This is a genomic window from Streptomyces sp. GQFP, assembly GCF_021545335.1.
In the GTDB taxonomy this organism is placed as follows: Bacteria; Actinomycetota; Actinomycetes; order Streptomycetales; family Streptomycetaceae; genus Streptomyces.
The window spans coordinates 4,689,292-4,702,949 of record NZ_CP089312.1 but is presented as its reverse complement, the minus strand read 5'-3'; the positions used below and the strand labels follow the sequence as shown (position 1 = coordinate 4,702,949).

The following is a 13,658-nucleotide window of genomic DNA, read 5'->3' as shown; positions in this document are numbered from 1 at the left end:
ATCCGCGTGAGCCCGGAAGATCGGGTTCGCGTCACGCATCTTGTATAGATGACTAGGTAGGAGAACTGTCTTGCGTACCATCCGTGTTGAGACCTCGGCCGCGACGATCCTGCTGACCGAAGCTCCCGAGCCCAAGGTCCGCGACCGGCAGACGGGCGAGATCGCCAAGGACGCCGTCACAGGTGAAGCGCTGATGACGATCGGTGTCGTTCACATCCAGGACGGCGAGTCGTCGCTGATCAAGGTCACCGTTCCCGAGGGCGGTGTCTCCGAGGGGCTCGCGCTCGGGGCGCCCGTCTCGCTGCCGGGGCTCGTCGCCCGGCCGTGGGAGAGCGTGTTCAACGGGCAGCAGCGTCACGGCATCGCGTTCCGGGCCGCCGCTGTCACCCCGGCCGCGTTCCCCGCCGCGATAGGGGCCACCGCCTGATGAGCGACCTGACGACGCTTCTGGAAGTGGGTGGTCCCCTCGCCGCACTCGGTGGCGGGGCCGCCTACACCCGGGCCAAGCACCCGGCTGCGTACTGGTCCACGGTCGGCCTGCCGATCTCTACGGCCCGGCTGCTCGGCTCGTACACCTCGGTCATGGAGGCGTGCGGCCTGACCGTCGCTCCGTCCCGGCTGCGGGTGCTGGCTGTGAAGGCCACCACCCGGCGTGAGGTCCGGCCCGTACCACCGCGCCGGGGCATCATCCGGCCCACCTCGACCGGGCTGCGGGTTCGTCTGCGGCTCGCTCCGGGGCAGGAACCCGCCGACGTCGCCGCTTCGGCCGAACGGCTGCGGCACGCCTGGGGCGTTCACGCCGTGTACGTCACGACCGTCAAGCCGGGCGTCGTCGAACTGCGGCTCGTCGGCTTCGACGTACTGCGCCGGGTACGAATGCCCCGCAAGGCTGATACCGGGTTGCTGAAAGTTTCTGTGGCGCTGCGGGAGGACGCGACCGCGTTCGTACGCGACTACCGGACCGTTCCGCACCAACTCACCCTCGGCGCAACGCTGTCGGGCAAGTCCATGTACCTGCGGCATCTCGTCGCCGGACTGGCCCGGCAACCCGTCGCCCTGGTCGGCATCGACTGCAAGCGCGGCGTCGAACTGGCGCCGTTCGCCGCCCGGCTCTCCGCGCTCGCCACCGACCCCGACCAGGCGGCCGAGCTACTGCCCGCGCTGGTCAAGGAAATGGAGGACCGATACGACCTGATCAAGGCCTGCCAGGGCATCGCACCCGGCACCCCGGACGAGGAGATCACCTCGGACATCTGGGGCCTGCCTGAGAAGCAACGCCCGGTGCCCATCGTGCTGTTCGTCGACGAGGTGGCCGAACTCTTCCTCGTCGCCACGAAGAAGGAGGAGGAACGGCGGGACGAGATGGTCACCCAGCTCATCCGGCTGGCTCAGCTCGGACGTGCCGCTGGGATCTACCTGGAGGTCTGCGGGCAGCGTTTCGGCGCCGAACTCGGCAAGGGTGCCACCATGCTCCGCGCCCAGCTCACTGGCCGGGTCTGTCACCGCGTCAACGACGAAGCCTCCGCCAAGATGGCCCTCGGCGACATCGCGCCGGAAGCCGTCGGTGCCGCGTGCGCCATCGCTTCCGAACGGCCCGGCCTGGCCGTGGCCGGTGACACCTCCGGCGGCTGGTCCCGGATCCGTACGCCGTACCTCTCCCTCGGCGACGCCGCCGAGATCTGCCGGGACTCGGCCCACCTGGTGCCCGACCTGCCCGCGCTCAAGCCCTTCCGGCCCGACGTGCCCGTAGCTGCCGTGGCAGCACCGGCCCCGGCTGTCCAGCCGCGCCCGGTGACCGACTGACTCTCCTCCCTGCCCCGCTCAACTCCTGTCGTCGACTCCCTACCCCTCCCATGCCTGAATCCGGAAGGAGCGACATCATGCGCGCCCAACTGGCCCGCGTCGACGCGGCTCGCGATGAAGCGGTACGGCAGTGGCAATCGGGCCGAGTACCGGATCACTACTACGGTGCCAATCCTCAACCAGTCTGTGTCATTCCGATCGGCTCCCTGGCCGAACTGCCGCTGTACGGGCACCGATTGGACCCCAAGCAGGTGTACGGCACGTTCGGCGTGGTCGGTGGTGACGTGACACTGTGGGACCCCGAATCGGGCGACGCCTTCCCAGTGCCCTCCGATGCGGTACAGGTGCTCTTTGCCGGGGAGGGTGCACCCGGTGCCGCGATTCCCCGTAGTTGTCGTTCCTGAGTGGATGACGATCTCGGTGAAGCCGAGTTCCATGTGCTTGCCAGTAGCGTGGTGCCGCGTGCGCACGGTCACCGCCTTGCGTGCTTGAGAACGGCAGTCAAGGCGTGATTGCAAGCGTTCGTAGGGCTGCCGCCGAGACGACCAGGCCCTGCTGCTCCAGCCTGGCGATCACATCGTCCACTGTGCCTGGCGGCTTTCGCCAGCTGTCCGCGATCCTCTGCACCGCGCCGTAGACGACCTGCGGGGCCAGATCGATCTGTGTCTCCAGGAAGGCGTCCGGATGCACAGCTTCGACGTCCCAGGGGGCCAGGGCATCGGTGGGGAAGTCCTTCAGGTTGAAGGTGACGACGACCTGTGCCTTGGCCCGGATCGCTGCGGCCAGGACATGCCGGTCGTCCGGGTCTGGCAGCTTCACGGCATCGATCAGTGGTTCGTGTCCTCTGACCAGGCAGTCCCGGATTGCAGCGTTCATCAAGGCGCGGACGCGGTCGAGCTTCTCGGGCGGGATGTCCTGGTGGTTCTTGAGGATGTTACGGAATGTCTCGTCGAGGATCTTGATCGGTCCACTTGGCTTGGACGAGGCCACCCTGCGCGATTCGGATGAGGACGTCGCGCAGGGTGCTGGGGTAGAGGACGTTGGCGTCGTAGATGGCGACGAAGGCCATGTGCTAGATCATTCCCATTTCCTGGCCGAGCTGGGTGAGCTCGTCGGCGGCTTCGCGGCGACGCTGGTCGTCCTTGCGCTTGTACTGCAGGAGCGACGACGCGGTGATCCGCCGATGTGTGCCGACGGTTCGGTATTCGATTTCTCCGGCCTCGAGCAGCCCGATCAGGAATGGCCGCGACACGTTGAGCATGTCCGCTGCCTGCTGTGTGGTGAGCTCGGCGTCGGACGGGACGACCGAGACGGCGCGGCCGGCCCCCAGGTGGGCCAGCAGGCCGGCGAGCAGTTCCACAGCCTCGCGGGGTAGGGCGAGGAGCTCGCGCTCTCCGTCCTCGACTGTCACGGTGATCTCTGCGAGGTCCTGGTGTGCCGCCAGGTAGCTGCGGACCTGTGCGAGCGCGTGAGCTGCGGCCGCGGCCTTCTCAGGTGGCAGCTTCACGGGTCGGATGTCTGTCTTGGCCATGGTGCGCCCCTGTCGGTGCGGGAGGCAGGCGTCGAGTCTGCGTATATCCATTATTCGAAACAATCGAAGTAAACGCAACAAGTGAAACAAGATGACGGTTCGGGCGGCTGTCGAGCCCGCGGCACTCCGAACATCCGGCCCTCTTCGTCAAGGGGACGGCAACCTGATGGCTTTGGCTCGTGTCTTGCCATGACCCCGTGCGCCAAGGGGCGTGCCAGACCGTGTAGTTGAGGAGAGGGGTAGGCGGCGACCGAATACGCCGAGGGGACCCCGTGCCCTCCGCGTGCCCTATCTCGAGCCGTGTCGGGGGGCGCGAGAGGAGACGAAAGGTCTGGAAAGCAAGTAAGCCCCAGGCCGCTGACCTGGGGCTTCAATAAGAGCGGGTGACGAGAATCGAACTCGCACTCTCAGCTTGGGAAGCTACGGCGCTTGGGCCGGTACATGGCTTCTGACCTGCACGGATTCGTTCTGTCGCTGCAGGCGTGAGTGCTTGGTGGCACCGCTGTTGACCGTGGTTGTCCGCTCTTACGGGCACGCTGTGGGCACGGGGGTGACCAGTAGCCGGGCCGTACAGCGTGCAACGCCTGCGCCGACCGGACCGCATCGTCTGTGGGGCTGATCTGGAGGGTCCGTCGCGACTGCATACACCGGAGCTGACAGGTGGACCCGTAAATGTTGGTGACGTATTCTTCTATGTACATCACCAACATTGCGTGGGAGGCACGGTATGTCCGTGACCCAGATCGACATCGACGACGACGCCCTGGAGCGCGCCATGGCTCTGGCTCACGTCCGGACCAAGAAGGAGGCGGTCAATCTCGCTCTGAACTTCTACGCCGAGCAGCAGGAACGCGCGGCGCGCATCAGCCGTCACTTCGAGCGTGCGCGTGAGTGGGGTGCCGTCGAGGATGCGGAGCGTCTGCACCGGGCGGAGAAGAACAGCCGGTGATCTACTTGCTCGACACGTCCGGCCTGGTCCGGCTGCTCCGCGATCCGAAACTGCAGTCGGCCTGGCACGACGCGATCGACGCCGGGGCCATCGCATCCTGCTATGTGCAGCGCGCCGAGTTCCTCCACAGCGCCCGGAACGGACGCGAGTACGACGAGATCACGGAGATGTTCACCGACCTCTACCCCGATGCGGCCGTACCGAAGAACGCGGGGCGCTGGATTGGTGGGGTCCAGCACCGTATGGCCCGGGCCGGAGAACATCGCAGTGCCTCGGCGGTGGACCTCGTCATCGCCGCGACCGCAGCCCATCACGGACTGGCTGTCCTGCACGACGATGCCGACTACGGCACTGTCGCCCGGCACGCATCCGACCTGACCGAGCACAACGTCCACGACATCGTCTGAGGCGTTTTCAGCGCCTGACAGGTTGTGGAGTTGTCCTCACCGTCATGCGAAGGTAGCGATCAAGGCGAGAGCAGAACTCACCAGGGATACGAGTCCGGGGATGCCGTCGCATTTGGTCAGGATCTGTTCCAGCGTGGTCCTCGCCACGGTGCGGCCGCCGGTGTCGTCGAGGCGTTGCTGGGCGGTGAGATCGAGAAGGACGACGCACTGCTGGTAGTCGTTGACGCGGCCTTGCTCGGCCGCCAGCTGCTGTCGGATGCGGTCGAGCAAGGCGGTGAATTCCTTCGACTGATCCTGGCCAGAGCCGGTGTTGGTCTGGTTCTGGTGGGAGTTGGTGGCACCCGGCTGGTTCTGGACGTTCCCCATCGCCCCGTAGTTCACGACGCCGGAACTGTCGTTCGGGGGTTGGCTGTTCCTGCCAATCACGCTTTTCCTCCTGTTGGCGGGGGCTGGGCGTTCATCTGAGAACCGACGGCTCCGGGCTGGTTCTGTACGGATCCCATCTCGCCGTAATTGATGACGCCGGAGTTCTGGAGAATGACCGTGGTCTGCTGCACGTAGGAACCGGTGTCGACGTTGTGATCCTCGAGAAACCTCTCGACCGAGTCGAAGATGCGTCGTTGCATCATCTCGATGTAGCGGCGCGCGTCGTCGTACTGGAGCATGTCGTCCATGTACCGGGTCGAGTACGCCTCGCGGAGGCTCACCGGCCCTTTCTGCTTGTCGAGTTCCGGGCGTCGGTGGTTCTTTCCGGGGTTGAGCAGCCGGACGAACATCAGCGCCACGTCCACGGCCGAGGCGAGCCAGGCGCCGCGGTGCCAGGACCAGCCGGACTTGGTGGCCTCGCCGTCGGCGCCACGCAGAGTGGGATGGAGAGGGTTCATCACGTGGGGGCGGACGGTGACCCTCAGGTAGTGGTCCTCATAGGCGAAACCCACGAAGACCGAGGCCGCCAGTTCACCGTCCCAGGAGATGACCCGGGCGCACAAGAACCGGCGGGCCACCTTCGGGGCGCGTTCCGCACCGACGGCCTGGGCGCCGTGTTCGGCCAGGACGTTCAGTGACGTCCACAGTTCGGGAGTGATGTCCTTCCAGCGCTCCGCGGAGATCGCGGCGACGCCGTACGCCTCAAGCCGGTTGTCCGGGTGGAAGTCTGGGCTGGGCGCGGCACCGCGCTTGAGCTCGCGTACGACATGCGTGAGCAACTCGTCCGGGGTGAACCGCCTGACACCGGCTGGTTCTGGTCCGGTCGGGATACGGGGACCCGGGACAGCGGAGTGAGGTCCGTCGTCGTTCTCGGGCTTTGGCTGGGCGGGCAGGACGTCGATGCCGATCGGGGCCTCGTACCAGACTTTCCCGGCTCCGACGAAGTGGTATCTGGGGCTGCCTGTGCGGATCTCGGTGACGTACGGGATCACCTTCCCGAACTTGAGCTGTCTGACGGCCGTCAGGGCGCGGCGGCTCTTCCGGGTGAGACCGCGTGCCCGAGTGCCCGTCTCGATGGATCCTCCGGCCATCCGCACGAGGCGGCGGTGGGCGAGGAACCTGTCGAGGTAGAAGGCGGCCCATAAGCCTGCGACCGCCACAACAGGGGCCAACTCGGCGGCTGTGGTGCGCAGACACGCGAGTCCGGCCAGTAGAGCGAGGGTCATGACGGCCCGCCGAAGGTACAGCAGATCCTCGGCGGCGGCGCAGCGCTCGATGACCGGGGTGAGTTCGAAACCGAAGGCGGGCACAGGGCGGCCAGCGGCGACGCGGTTGCGTACCCAGCGAACATAGCCGTGCCCGATGATTACTTTCGGCTGTGATTTCTCGGGCACCTCGTCGGCGGCGGCGTCCTTCTGTGCTTTCTGCTTCTTGTCCAGCCACTTCTGCACGAACTCGGGCGTCAGCTTCTTCTTGAGCTTGGCCCGCTCGTTCTTATGCCACGTGCGGAACTCCGCTGTGGAGTCAGGTCGCAGGTAGGCCGCCGCACTCAATAGCCGTGTCGTCTCCGTCTGCTCCAGCCCCTGGCCGTGCGTGCCGCCCAGGACACCCAGCGGTACGGAAGGCGCGTTGAACAACAAGCTGTCGACGGTCGCGGAACTGTCCGCGTCCTTGCCGAGCTCTCTGCCTAATCCCATGGCTCGCTCACGCCCCGTCCGCGCCCCGGCGTGCCCCCCTTGGCTGCCGACGGTCCATGGTGCCGCGTGTCCTGGACTCTGGCTATACCGCCAACCGCAACAAAACCGGCAGGCCAAGGAGCACGAGTGGCGTCCGGATCGCGCTGCTCCGCGGTGAGGGGGCAACGGTGGTATCGAGGGCTCCGGTGGCTCCGTGCTGACGAATAAACCCCAGGCCACTGGCCTGGGGTTTCAATCGGGAGCGGGTGACGAGAATCGAACTCGCACTCGCAGCTTGGAAAGCCACGGCGCTTGGTCGGCCATGCGGTCACTGACCTGCACATACTCGTCACAACACTGCGGAGGCGAGGATCTGTTGACACCGCTGCTGACCGTGGTTGTCCGCTCTGAAGGGCACACCATGGGCACACCGCCCGAACAGGGGACGAGGGAGTCCCTGCACGTCGGCAGAGGGGCGCCCGGCTCCGGGCGCGACCATCGGTCGGCAGCGGCCATTGCGGAAGCACACGCCCTAGGGCTGCCGATGGCCCCATGCTAAGGGCAGTGGCGTGCCACATACGCTTCCAGCGGCTCCAGCGCGCCCCACGCCTGGTCGAAGCTGTCCGCGAAGTACGCCAGGAAGGCCGGCCCCTCCACGCTGAATCCCGTCAGCTGTTGACGGCCAGCACCGGAGAAGGACAGAAAAGTGACGGAGTCGTCCACGAGGCCGGTGTTGTGCCAGGCGCAGGAGGCAGTCCAGGGCATGACGCGCGCCTCGTAGGCATATATGTCCGTCGTTTCCTCCTGGTGTTCGCGCAGCCACTGCAAGTAGGCCGCCCGCGGTGCTCCGTCGCGTTCAGGAACACCGATGATGCGCCGGACACTGGCACCCTCACCGGAGTGGTCCCTGGCCCACTGCAGCACCGTGCTGAAGTACTCGGCCACTTCCGCCGCTCCCCAGTGACCAGGCGGGTGGAGCCGGACGTAGGTGAGCCGGATCTCGCGGCGAGCCGTCCGGATCCGGTCGGCGGCGGCTCGGTAGAAGGAGGGCGGGTCTGGGTAGCGCACCATCTCGGCTCGCAGCGCTTCCACCGGCGCCTCAGGTCCCTCCCGCTTGAGCGTGTCCAGTTCCGTCCTGGCCTCACGCCACAGAGCCTGCCACTGGGTCCAGTCCCCGCCCAGCACGGCAACCAGGCGGCGGGTGACCATCTCGCCGGGCAGGCGACGCCCGTTGAGGGCCTCGGAGACCGTCGCGGGACTGCACTGCGCCCGCGCGGCGATCGTTTTTATCTGAAGGTTGCCCTTGGCGATGCGCAACCGGCGCAGCTCCGATGCGAATTGCCGCACAGGTAACGGCGCGCCGCGTGGGTGGGCGTCCATGGTCCCTCTCCAAGAGCCTCGCCGGGTCCGACGACCGTGATCGTCCCACTTTCGCCGGGCAACCGCCGAACATCACCGAATCCCGCCGAAGAAGCCTGAAATCCTCCGATGCATTCCGAGAATGCCGGACTGCGCAGGAATCCTTGGACCACGTGGAGGGACGGCTGGTCGAATGGACCGATGTCTCAAGCCGAGGACTAGACGGGGAAGGTGAGCAAGCATGCCGATCGACCTGAGGATGTCGCTCCGCCGCCATTACATGACATTTCTTGCCGTGCTCGTGACCGGGGTGGTTCTGATCACGGTGGTCAACGGCACCGCGCAGTCGACGGTGGTCTACCTGGACTGCCTTCTGGGAGTGGGAGGACTGGTTGCCGGCTACGCGCTCGCACCGCCCGAGCCCTCCCGTCCGGGCAATCCGGATCTGCGGCCCGGCGTGGCGGAGAGCGAGGCATAGCGAATACCGCGTCTCCTCGGTCCCATCGCGGGTACCACGGCGACGGGCAGGCCACCACTGTCAGCCGCGCGTCGACACGGGTTGATCGGACCGTGCTCGGCGAGCGCATCGCCACCTGCCCCGACCGGTCTGTCAGGGCCGTGTTGCGGTAGCCGTCGCCGTTGAAGTCGCCGCGGACCGCTCCACGCACGGCGGCTGCGGGGACGACCGGCAGCAGCGTCCCGCGACCGTGCTGACCACGCCGAACGCGGATCCGCCCCGTCTGCCCATGAGCCCCGCCACCCCAGGAGCGTCAACTGTGCGCCGGCACAAGGCGGGAAGTGCAAAGGCGCCCGGTGACATCAAGTCCCCGGGCGCCCTGGAAGGCCGAACTCACCGCCTAAGAAAGGACCTTGTAGCCGCTCCAGCCGCTCGCGACCTGCGCCCGCGGACCGAACGAGCCCTTTCCGTCACCGCTGTTGCGCCGGCACCTTGCCACTGGTGTCGCGGGAGACCAGGTCCGGCCTGCCGTCGTCCGTGATGCCGCCGACCCCGACGACCGCGTTGTACGAGCCGCCCCAGTTCGACAGCACCTTGACGCGGGCCGTGAACGTGCCGTCGCCCTCGCCGTTGTAGCGCGGGCACGCGGCCGGGCCACCCCACGCCCGGCCGCTCCTCCTGCTGTAAGCACACAACGCCGACCGGTCTCGTCGGGGGAACGGCAAGCTGAGGGCTTTCACCGGCGAGCGAGCCGATCCTTCGAGCAACATCGCAGGTCAGCGACTTCCCGCTGGCTGGCTCTGCGAGATGCCCCGGAGTTCGTGCCCTCCGCGTGCCCGATCTTCCCAGGCTCCACCTACCGAAACGACCCCGAAAAACCCACCAATACACAAGCCCCAGGCCACTGACCTGGGGCTTTGAAAAGAGCGGGTGACGAGAATCGAACTCGCACTCTCAGCTTGGGAAGCTATGACGCTTGGGCGGGCGCTATGACGCTGACCTGCGCGTATGTCTCTCCATACGGTGGTCATGCATGTTCGGAGATACCGCTGTTGACCGTGCTTCTCCGCCCTTAAGGCACGCGGAGGGCACGGAGCCGGACCGGGAGGCAGAACTGCGTCTGTGCTGCTTTCGTTGTGCTCGCCCAGCTCGACATGAAGGCCAGCACTCGGTGGGGCGTTGCGGTCGCACATTCCCGGCCACGGTGGTTGTTTGGGGCGCTGTCGCCAGCAACTGGTGGCCGGTCAGCGCGGGTCGAGCCACGGGTTCGACGGTGTGAGTCCCCAGGCCGCGCGGATGCCGTCGAGCAGGATGCTGGCGCTGAATGGAGAGACGGCCAATTCTTGGCGGGCCTCCGCGAGCCGTTGCGGATCTCCGTTCATGACGTCGTGTGTCGGGCCTGCTCGAAGCGGTTGTCGAAGTCCGGTACTCCGAAGATCTGCAGAAGGGTCCAGGAGAAGTACGGATGGCGTCCCGCCATGTGCAACGGCGTTGCACTACAAGGGACACGACCTAACCTGCTCCCGTGCACCCCGTAGTGCTTGCTGATCTCCGACGCTGTCATGGAGGCGCGCACCGCGATGCCGTACAGCTTCTCGTCACCGTCGTGGTCCCACGTCCACCGCGACCGTTCCGGCCCTAAGCGATGGAACACGCTCACCCCCGATGGCCGGATCACGGTGCTCAGACGCAGATTCATACCTCGGAGCCCATGGTGGTGCTCGCTGAACCGCAGGCTGATCAGGCCAAACCTCGCCAGCTGAACCGCCGTACTGGCCGACGCGGGGACCTACGCCAGTTGTTGGGCGACGGCATCCTGCGCGGCTGACGACATCAGCGAGCCGGCCCGTGTGAGGAAGGCGAGCAGCTCGGGGCCGTGCTGCTCGGCCAGGGCGGTGTTGTGCTTGAGTACATCGAGTTCATTGGCGGCCGTGATCTCAAGAAACGCCCGCAGGTCGGCGAGCGGCGGAATCCGCTCAAGGCCAGTGAAGCGATCCCGGAAGGCGACTGCCCCAGTGCCGTCGATACGTGGGTAGACGGCGGCACGGTCGCAGCTGGCGTACAGGTAGACCAACGACTCCGCCGGTTCACCGATCAGTGCGACGAGGGTCGCCCGTTCGGTGAGGGGCAGCAGTGCCGGTGCGAAGCCGTCGGTTCCGTATGTCGCATGACAGAGTCCTGCGGTCTGGATCGCGGGGTCCGCGTCCCATTCGGCCAAGAGCAGCTGAACTCGCCGCAGGTGCTCCAGAAGCGTGCCGCCCGGATGAGGCATCCGGCCTGCTCCCCGGCCGCGGAGAAACGACTCGATCGCTGCGTGAGTGGTTCCGGCCAGAGGTCGTCGCGGGGCCGGTGCCATGGGTGGATGTCCTTTCACCGGTGGTGTTCTCGACTTGTCGGTGCGGGCTTCTCATTGTGGTGATTGAGGGGCCTCGCGTTTTCCGGACAGGTGTCTGACCGTCTGTTTCACGCGGTAATTCGCAACTTCTCGTATTCGGCGTGGACTTCGCGCGGAGGGCGGTAACCCACTGCCGAGTGGAGGCGTTTGCGATTGTACCAGAATTCGATGTAGCGAGTGATGTCCTGCCGGGCGGCCTCGCGGGTCAGGTAAGTCACCCTTGATGCACGCTCGTTCTTCAGGGCGCCGAAGAATGATTCGGCCATGGCATTGTCGAAACAGATCCCGGTGCGGCCGGAAGATCTGCGGAGTCCGTACCGGTCGAGCGTCTTCCCGAACTCGGCTGACATGTAGTTGCTTCCGCGGTCGGAGTGAAATATCGCGCCGGCCGAGAGGTTCCTGTTGCGTGCCGCGTTGTGGATCGCCCTGGATATCAGTGGGGTTTGGTAGTGGTCGTCCATTGCGTAACCGATGACTTCCTTCGTGCAGCAGTCGATGACCGTTGCGAGGTACAGCCAGCCTTCCCCGGTCGAGATGTAGGTGATGTCGCCGACGAGTTTTTCGCCGGGCGCATCCGCGGTGAAGTTGCGCCCGACGAGGTCCGGCACCTGGCCGGCCGCGGCCTTGGTGAGGCTGAACCTCTTCGGCTGCGGCTGGCAGGGCTCAAGGCCCAGCTCGCGCATGAGCCGGCGGACGAGCTCCAGTCCCGCGGTGACGCCCCAGCGGTGCAGCTGGGCCTGGATGCGCCGGTGTCCGTAGGTGCCGTCGGACATGTCGAAGGCTTTCTCGACGAGCAGTTTCAATTCTTCGCGCCGCTGGGTCGTCGCGGATTCCGGGCGGGATCGCCAGTCGTAGTAGCCGGATCTAGATACGCCGAGTCGGCCGCACATGAACTCGACGCTGTATGCGTACTCCTCGGTGTCGAGCCGCATCTCGTCGATGAACTCGTACTTGCTTGCTACCGGGGATCCTTCGCGAAGTACGCTGCGGCTTTTTTCAGGAAGGTAACTTCCATCTCCAGCTCGCGGTTGCGTCGTTCGAGTTCCTTCAGGCGCGCCCGCTCGGTTACCGTCAGTTCGGCGTCGGGAGCCGGTTCCTGCTGCTTCTGGTGCTTCTTGACCCAGCCGCGTAGTGTCTCCGGGTTCAGCTCAAGCTCCCGGGCGACTTCGGAGATCGTCTTGCTTGACCTCAACGCGATCTGGACGGCTTCCTCGCGGAACTCCGGCGAGTACTTACTGGGTGGCGCCACTTCTTCCTCGTTTCCTGTTCAGGACAACCCTATTGGGTCCCCGTCCGGAAACTTCGTGGCCCCTCAGATCGTCGCTGGGGCCGTTTGACGAGCGGTTTCTGGTCCATCGTGCACTCTGCAGCAGGAGGCCGCCTCCCAGAAGTTGGACCAGGAGCTGGGTGGCCAGGGCCGTGCGGAAGTCCGCTGGGCTCGGGCCTGCGGCGGGCGCGTGTGTGTGGTCGAGCGTAACGCCGATGAGCATCATGGCCAGCAGAGCAGCTGTGTAGCCGCCGATATTGGCGATGCCCGATGCGGCACCGACCCTGTGGGGTGGGCTGCCGGAGCGCGCGATGTCCAGGCCGAACACTGCGGCGGGGTTGCCCAGGCCGAGGACGGTCGCCAGGAGGAACAAGATGAAGAACGGGGCCTGCCCGCCGGGCCACAACAGCACTGTGCCCCAGGCCAGTGTGGTGGTGGAGACGATGCCGAGCACGATGGGTATGCGCCAGTGGGGGCGTCGACCGGAGATGACGCCGAACACGGGGCCGAGCACCATGGTCACTACCAAAGGCACCGCAGTCACGTAGCTGGCCGTCGTCTCGGACAATCCCTGGGCCTGTGTCAGGAAGGGATAGCCCCACAGGAGGACGAATACCTGAACCGGGAAGTGAACCGTGAACATCAGCCATAGGCCCAGCTGAGTCGTGGGTTGCCGCCACGCCTCGACCAGGCCGGTCCGCAGGGTGCTGTCTCCGGCATCGTGCGCACCAAACAGCGGACTGTCAGGAGGCGCGTCGCGAACCACCAGCCACACCACGGCAATCATGCATGCGGTCACCAGGGCGATGGAGAAAAATACCGGCTCCCATCCGAAGGCCCTCAACGCGGTGGACAGCGGGGGCGCGGCCGCGAGGCCGCCTGCGGTGCCGACCACGACGGTGACCTGCGCGAGAACGGGAGTACGCGGAGCAGGGAACCAAGCCGTGATCAATCGCAGCACGCTGATCATCACCATGGCGTCACCGCAGCCCAGCAGAGCGCGGCCGACGAGAACCATGGGGAAGTTCACGCCCCCAGCCACCAGCATCTGTCCGGCCGCCATGACCGCCAGGCTCGTGGTCAGCAGTTTCCGCGGCCCGTAGCGGTCGACAAACAAGCCGACGGGGATCTGGGTGGCGGCGAAGACGCCGAGTTGGACAGCGCTGAACGTGGACAGAGCTGTGGCGTCGATCCCGAGGCGATCTGCGGCCATCGGGCCGGCCACGCCGAGACTTCCCCGGTTGAAGATGGCGATGACGTAGGTCAGCGCGCCAGCCGACCACGCCAACCAGGCTCGACCAGAGACCTGGGCTGCCCAACCCTGGCCACCTTGCGTCGGCGGTTTGCCTGACTCGCTCGCTACATGACCGGACCGCGACCCGGCCGGA

Annotated in this window: 17 protein-coding genes; 6 read left to right on the top strand and 11 right to left on the bottom strand. The window is 66.2% G+C overall.

Translation table 11 applies throughout. The features are described 5' to 3' along the window. The first annotated feature begins 70 nt into the window (after positions 1-70). From LUX31_RS20745 to LUX31_RS20735, 3 genes are all read left to right on the top strand, one after another. Positions 71-427: an SCO3933 family regulatory protein gene (locus LUX31_RS20745; protein ID WP_235476301.1), complete on the top strand. Its 357-nt coding sequence runs from the start codon at positions 71-73 to the stop codon at positions 425-427. After that, entirely contained in the window at positions 427-1,803 is a 1,377-nt protein-coding gene (locus LUX31_RS20740) for an FtsK/SpoIIIE domain-containing protein (RefSeq protein ID WP_235476299.1), read from the top strand. Before LUX31_RS20745 ends, LUX31_RS20740 begins: the two co-directional genes overlap by 1 nt. Before the next feature lie 77 nt (positions 1,804-1,880). Further along, entirely contained in the window at positions 1,881-2,207 is a 327-nt protein-coding gene (locus LUX31_RS20735; protein WP_235476297.1) for a hypothetical protein, read from the top strand. Positions 2,208-2,304: 97 nt separating this feature from the next. Here the strand turns inward: LUX31_RS20735 and LUX31_RS20730 are convergent, their stop codons facing one another. Both LUX31_RS20730 and LUX31_RS20725 read right to left on the bottom strand, forming a co-directional pair. Next, the gene (locus LUX31_RS20730; RefSeq protein ID WP_235476296.1) at positions 2,305-2,793 is read right to left on the bottom strand and encodes a PIN domain-containing protein; all 489 of its coding nucleotides are present in this window, start codon (positions 2,791-2,793) and stop codon (positions 2,305-2,307) included. Between the two features lie 82 nt (positions 2,794-2,875). Further along, on the bottom strand, positions 2,876-3,334 hold the full coding sequence (locus tag LUX31_RS20725; RefSeq protein WP_235476289.1) for a helix-turn-helix domain-containing protein: 459 nt from the start codon (positions 3,332-3,334) through the stop codon (positions 2,876-2,878). Between the two features lie 727 nt (positions 3,335-4,061). Between LUX31_RS20725 and LUX31_RS20720 the strand changes: the two genes are divergently transcribed. Continuing rightward, on the top strand, positions 4,062-4,283 hold the full coding sequence (locus LUX31_RS20720) for a type II toxin-antitoxin system VapB family antitoxin (RefSeq protein ID WP_235476288.1): 222 nt from the start codon (positions 4,062-4,064) through the stop codon (positions 4,281-4,283). Next, positions 4,280-4,690: a PIN domain-containing protein gene (locus LUX31_RS20715; protein WP_235476284.1), complete on the top strand. Its 411-nt coding sequence runs from the start codon at positions 4,280-4,282 to the stop codon at positions 4,688-4,690. Before LUX31_RS20720 ends, LUX31_RS20715 begins: the two co-directional genes overlap by 4 nt. A 42-nt stretch (positions 4,691-4,732) precedes the next feature. Here the strand turns inward: LUX31_RS20715 and LUX31_RS20710 are convergent, their stop codons facing one another. The 3 genes from LUX31_RS20710 to LUX31_RS20700 all read right to left on the bottom strand — a co-directional run bounded on the left by LUX31_RS20710 (position 4,733) and on the right by LUX31_RS20700 (position 8,139). Next, complete coding sequence (locus LUX31_RS20710) at positions 4,733-5,116, bottom strand: hypothetical protein (RefSeq protein WP_235476283.1); 384 nt, start codon at positions 5,114-5,116, stop codon at positions 4,733-4,735. Beyond that, complete coding sequence (locus tag LUX31_RS20705; RefSeq protein WP_235476282.1) at positions 5,113-6,813, bottom strand: hypothetical protein; 1,701 nt, start codon at positions 6,811-6,813, stop codon at positions 5,113-5,115. Before LUX31_RS20705 ends, LUX31_RS20710 begins: the two co-directional genes overlap by 4 nt. Positions 6,814-7,347: 534 nt before the next feature. Then, positions 7,348-8,139 carry a helix-turn-helix domain-containing protein gene (locus LUX31_RS20700; protein ID WP_235476281.1) on the bottom strand — a complete coding sequence of 264 codons (792 nt, stop codon included), beginning with the start codon at positions 8,137-8,139 and terminating at the stop codon, positions 7,348-7,350. A 253-nt stretch (positions 8,140-8,392) separates the two neighbouring features. Between LUX31_RS20700 and LUX31_RS20695 the strand changes: the two genes are divergently transcribed. Further along, the gene (locus tag LUX31_RS20695) at positions 8,393-8,629 is read left to right on the top strand and encodes a hypothetical protein (RefSeq protein WP_235476280.1); all 237 of its coding nucleotides are present in this window, start codon (positions 8,393-8,395) and stop codon (positions 8,627-8,629) included. A 449-nt stretch (positions 8,630-9,078) separates the two neighbouring features. On the opposite strand, the gene LUX31_RS20690 is transcribed toward LUX31_RS20695, so the two are convergent. The 6 genes from LUX31_RS20690 to LUX31_RS20665 all read right to left on the bottom strand — a co-directional run bounded on the left by LUX31_RS20690 (position 9,079) and on the right by LUX31_RS20665 (position 13,558). After that, positions 9,079-9,303: a hypothetical protein gene (locus LUX31_RS20690; RefSeq protein WP_235476279.1), complete on the bottom strand. Its 225-nt coding sequence runs from the start codon at positions 9,301-9,303 to the stop codon at positions 9,079-9,081. A 549-nt stretch (positions 9,304-9,852) separates the two neighbouring features. Next, on the bottom strand, positions 9,853-9,990 hold the full coding sequence (locus LUX31_RS20685; protein WP_235476278.1) for a hypothetical protein: 138 nt from the start codon (positions 9,988-9,990) through the stop codon (positions 9,853-9,855). Then, positions 9,987-10,307 carry a hypothetical protein gene (locus LUX31_RS20680; RefSeq protein ID WP_235476277.1) on the bottom strand — a complete coding sequence of 107 codons (321 nt, stop codon included), beginning with the start codon at positions 10,305-10,307 and terminating at the stop codon, positions 9,987-9,989. The genes LUX31_RS20685 and LUX31_RS20680 overlap by 4 nt, the downstream gene beginning before the upstream one ends. A gap of 90 nt (positions 10,308-10,397) precedes the next feature. Then, positions 10,398-10,964, bottom strand: a complete 567-nt coding sequence (locus LUX31_RS20675; protein WP_328285677.1) for a DUF6817 domain-containing protein — start codon at positions 10,962-10,964, stop codon at positions 10,398-10,400. Between the two features lie 107 nt (positions 10,965-11,071). Continuing rightward, a protein-coding gene (locus LUX31_RS20670; RefSeq protein ID WP_235474007.1) for an IS3 family transposase occupies positions 11,072-12,252 on the bottom strand; the annotation gives its coding sequence in 2 pieces (ribosomal slippage) (positions 11,072-11,988 and positions 11,988-12,252; 1,182 coding nt in all). Beyond that, positions 12,236-13,558, bottom strand: coding sequence for an MFS transporter (locus LUX31_RS20665; RefSeq protein ID WP_235476274.1), 1,323 nt, complete (start codon positions 13,556-13,558; stop codon positions 12,236-12,238). The genes LUX31_RS20670 and LUX31_RS20665 overlap by 17 nt, the downstream gene beginning before the upstream one ends. Between the last annotated feature and the right edge of the window lie 100 nt (positions 13,559-13,658).

Coding starts and splice junctions, on each gene's coding strand:
- LUX31_RS20740 (WP_235476299.1), top strand. CDS start 427: ATGAGCGACCTGACGACGCTTCTGGAAGTGGGTGGTCCCCTCGCCGCA.
- LUX31_RS20735 (WP_235476297.1), top strand. CDS start 1,881: ATGCGCGCCCAACTGGCCCGCGTCGACGCGGCTCGCGATGAAGCGGTA.
- LUX31_RS20725 (WP_235476289.1), bottom strand. CDS start 3,334: ATGGCCAAGACAGACATCCGACCCGTGAAGCTGCCACCTGAGAAGGCC.
- LUX31_RS20720 (WP_235476288.1), top strand. CDS start 4,062: ATGTCCGTGACCCAGATCGACATCGACGACGACGCCCTGGAGCGCGCC.
- LUX31_RS20705 (WP_235476282.1), bottom strand. CDS start 6,813: ATGGGATTAGGCAGAGAGCTCGGCAAGGACGCGGACAGTTCCGCGACC.
- LUX31_RS20695 (WP_235476280.1), top strand. CDS start 8,393: ATGCCGATCGACCTGAGGATGTCGCTCCGCCGCCATTACATGACATTT.
- LUX31_RS20685 (WP_235476278.1), bottom strand. CDS start 9,990: ATGAACGGAGATCCGCAACGGCTCGCGGAGGCCCGCCAAGAATTGGCC.
- LUX31_RS20680 (WP_235476277.1), bottom strand. CDS start 10,307: ATGAATCTGCGTCTGAGCACCGTGATCCGGCCATCGGGGGTGAGCGTG.
- LUX31_RS20675 (WP_328285677.1), bottom strand. CDS start 10,964: ATGGCACCGGCCCCGCGACGACCTCTGGCCGGAACCACTCACGCAGCG.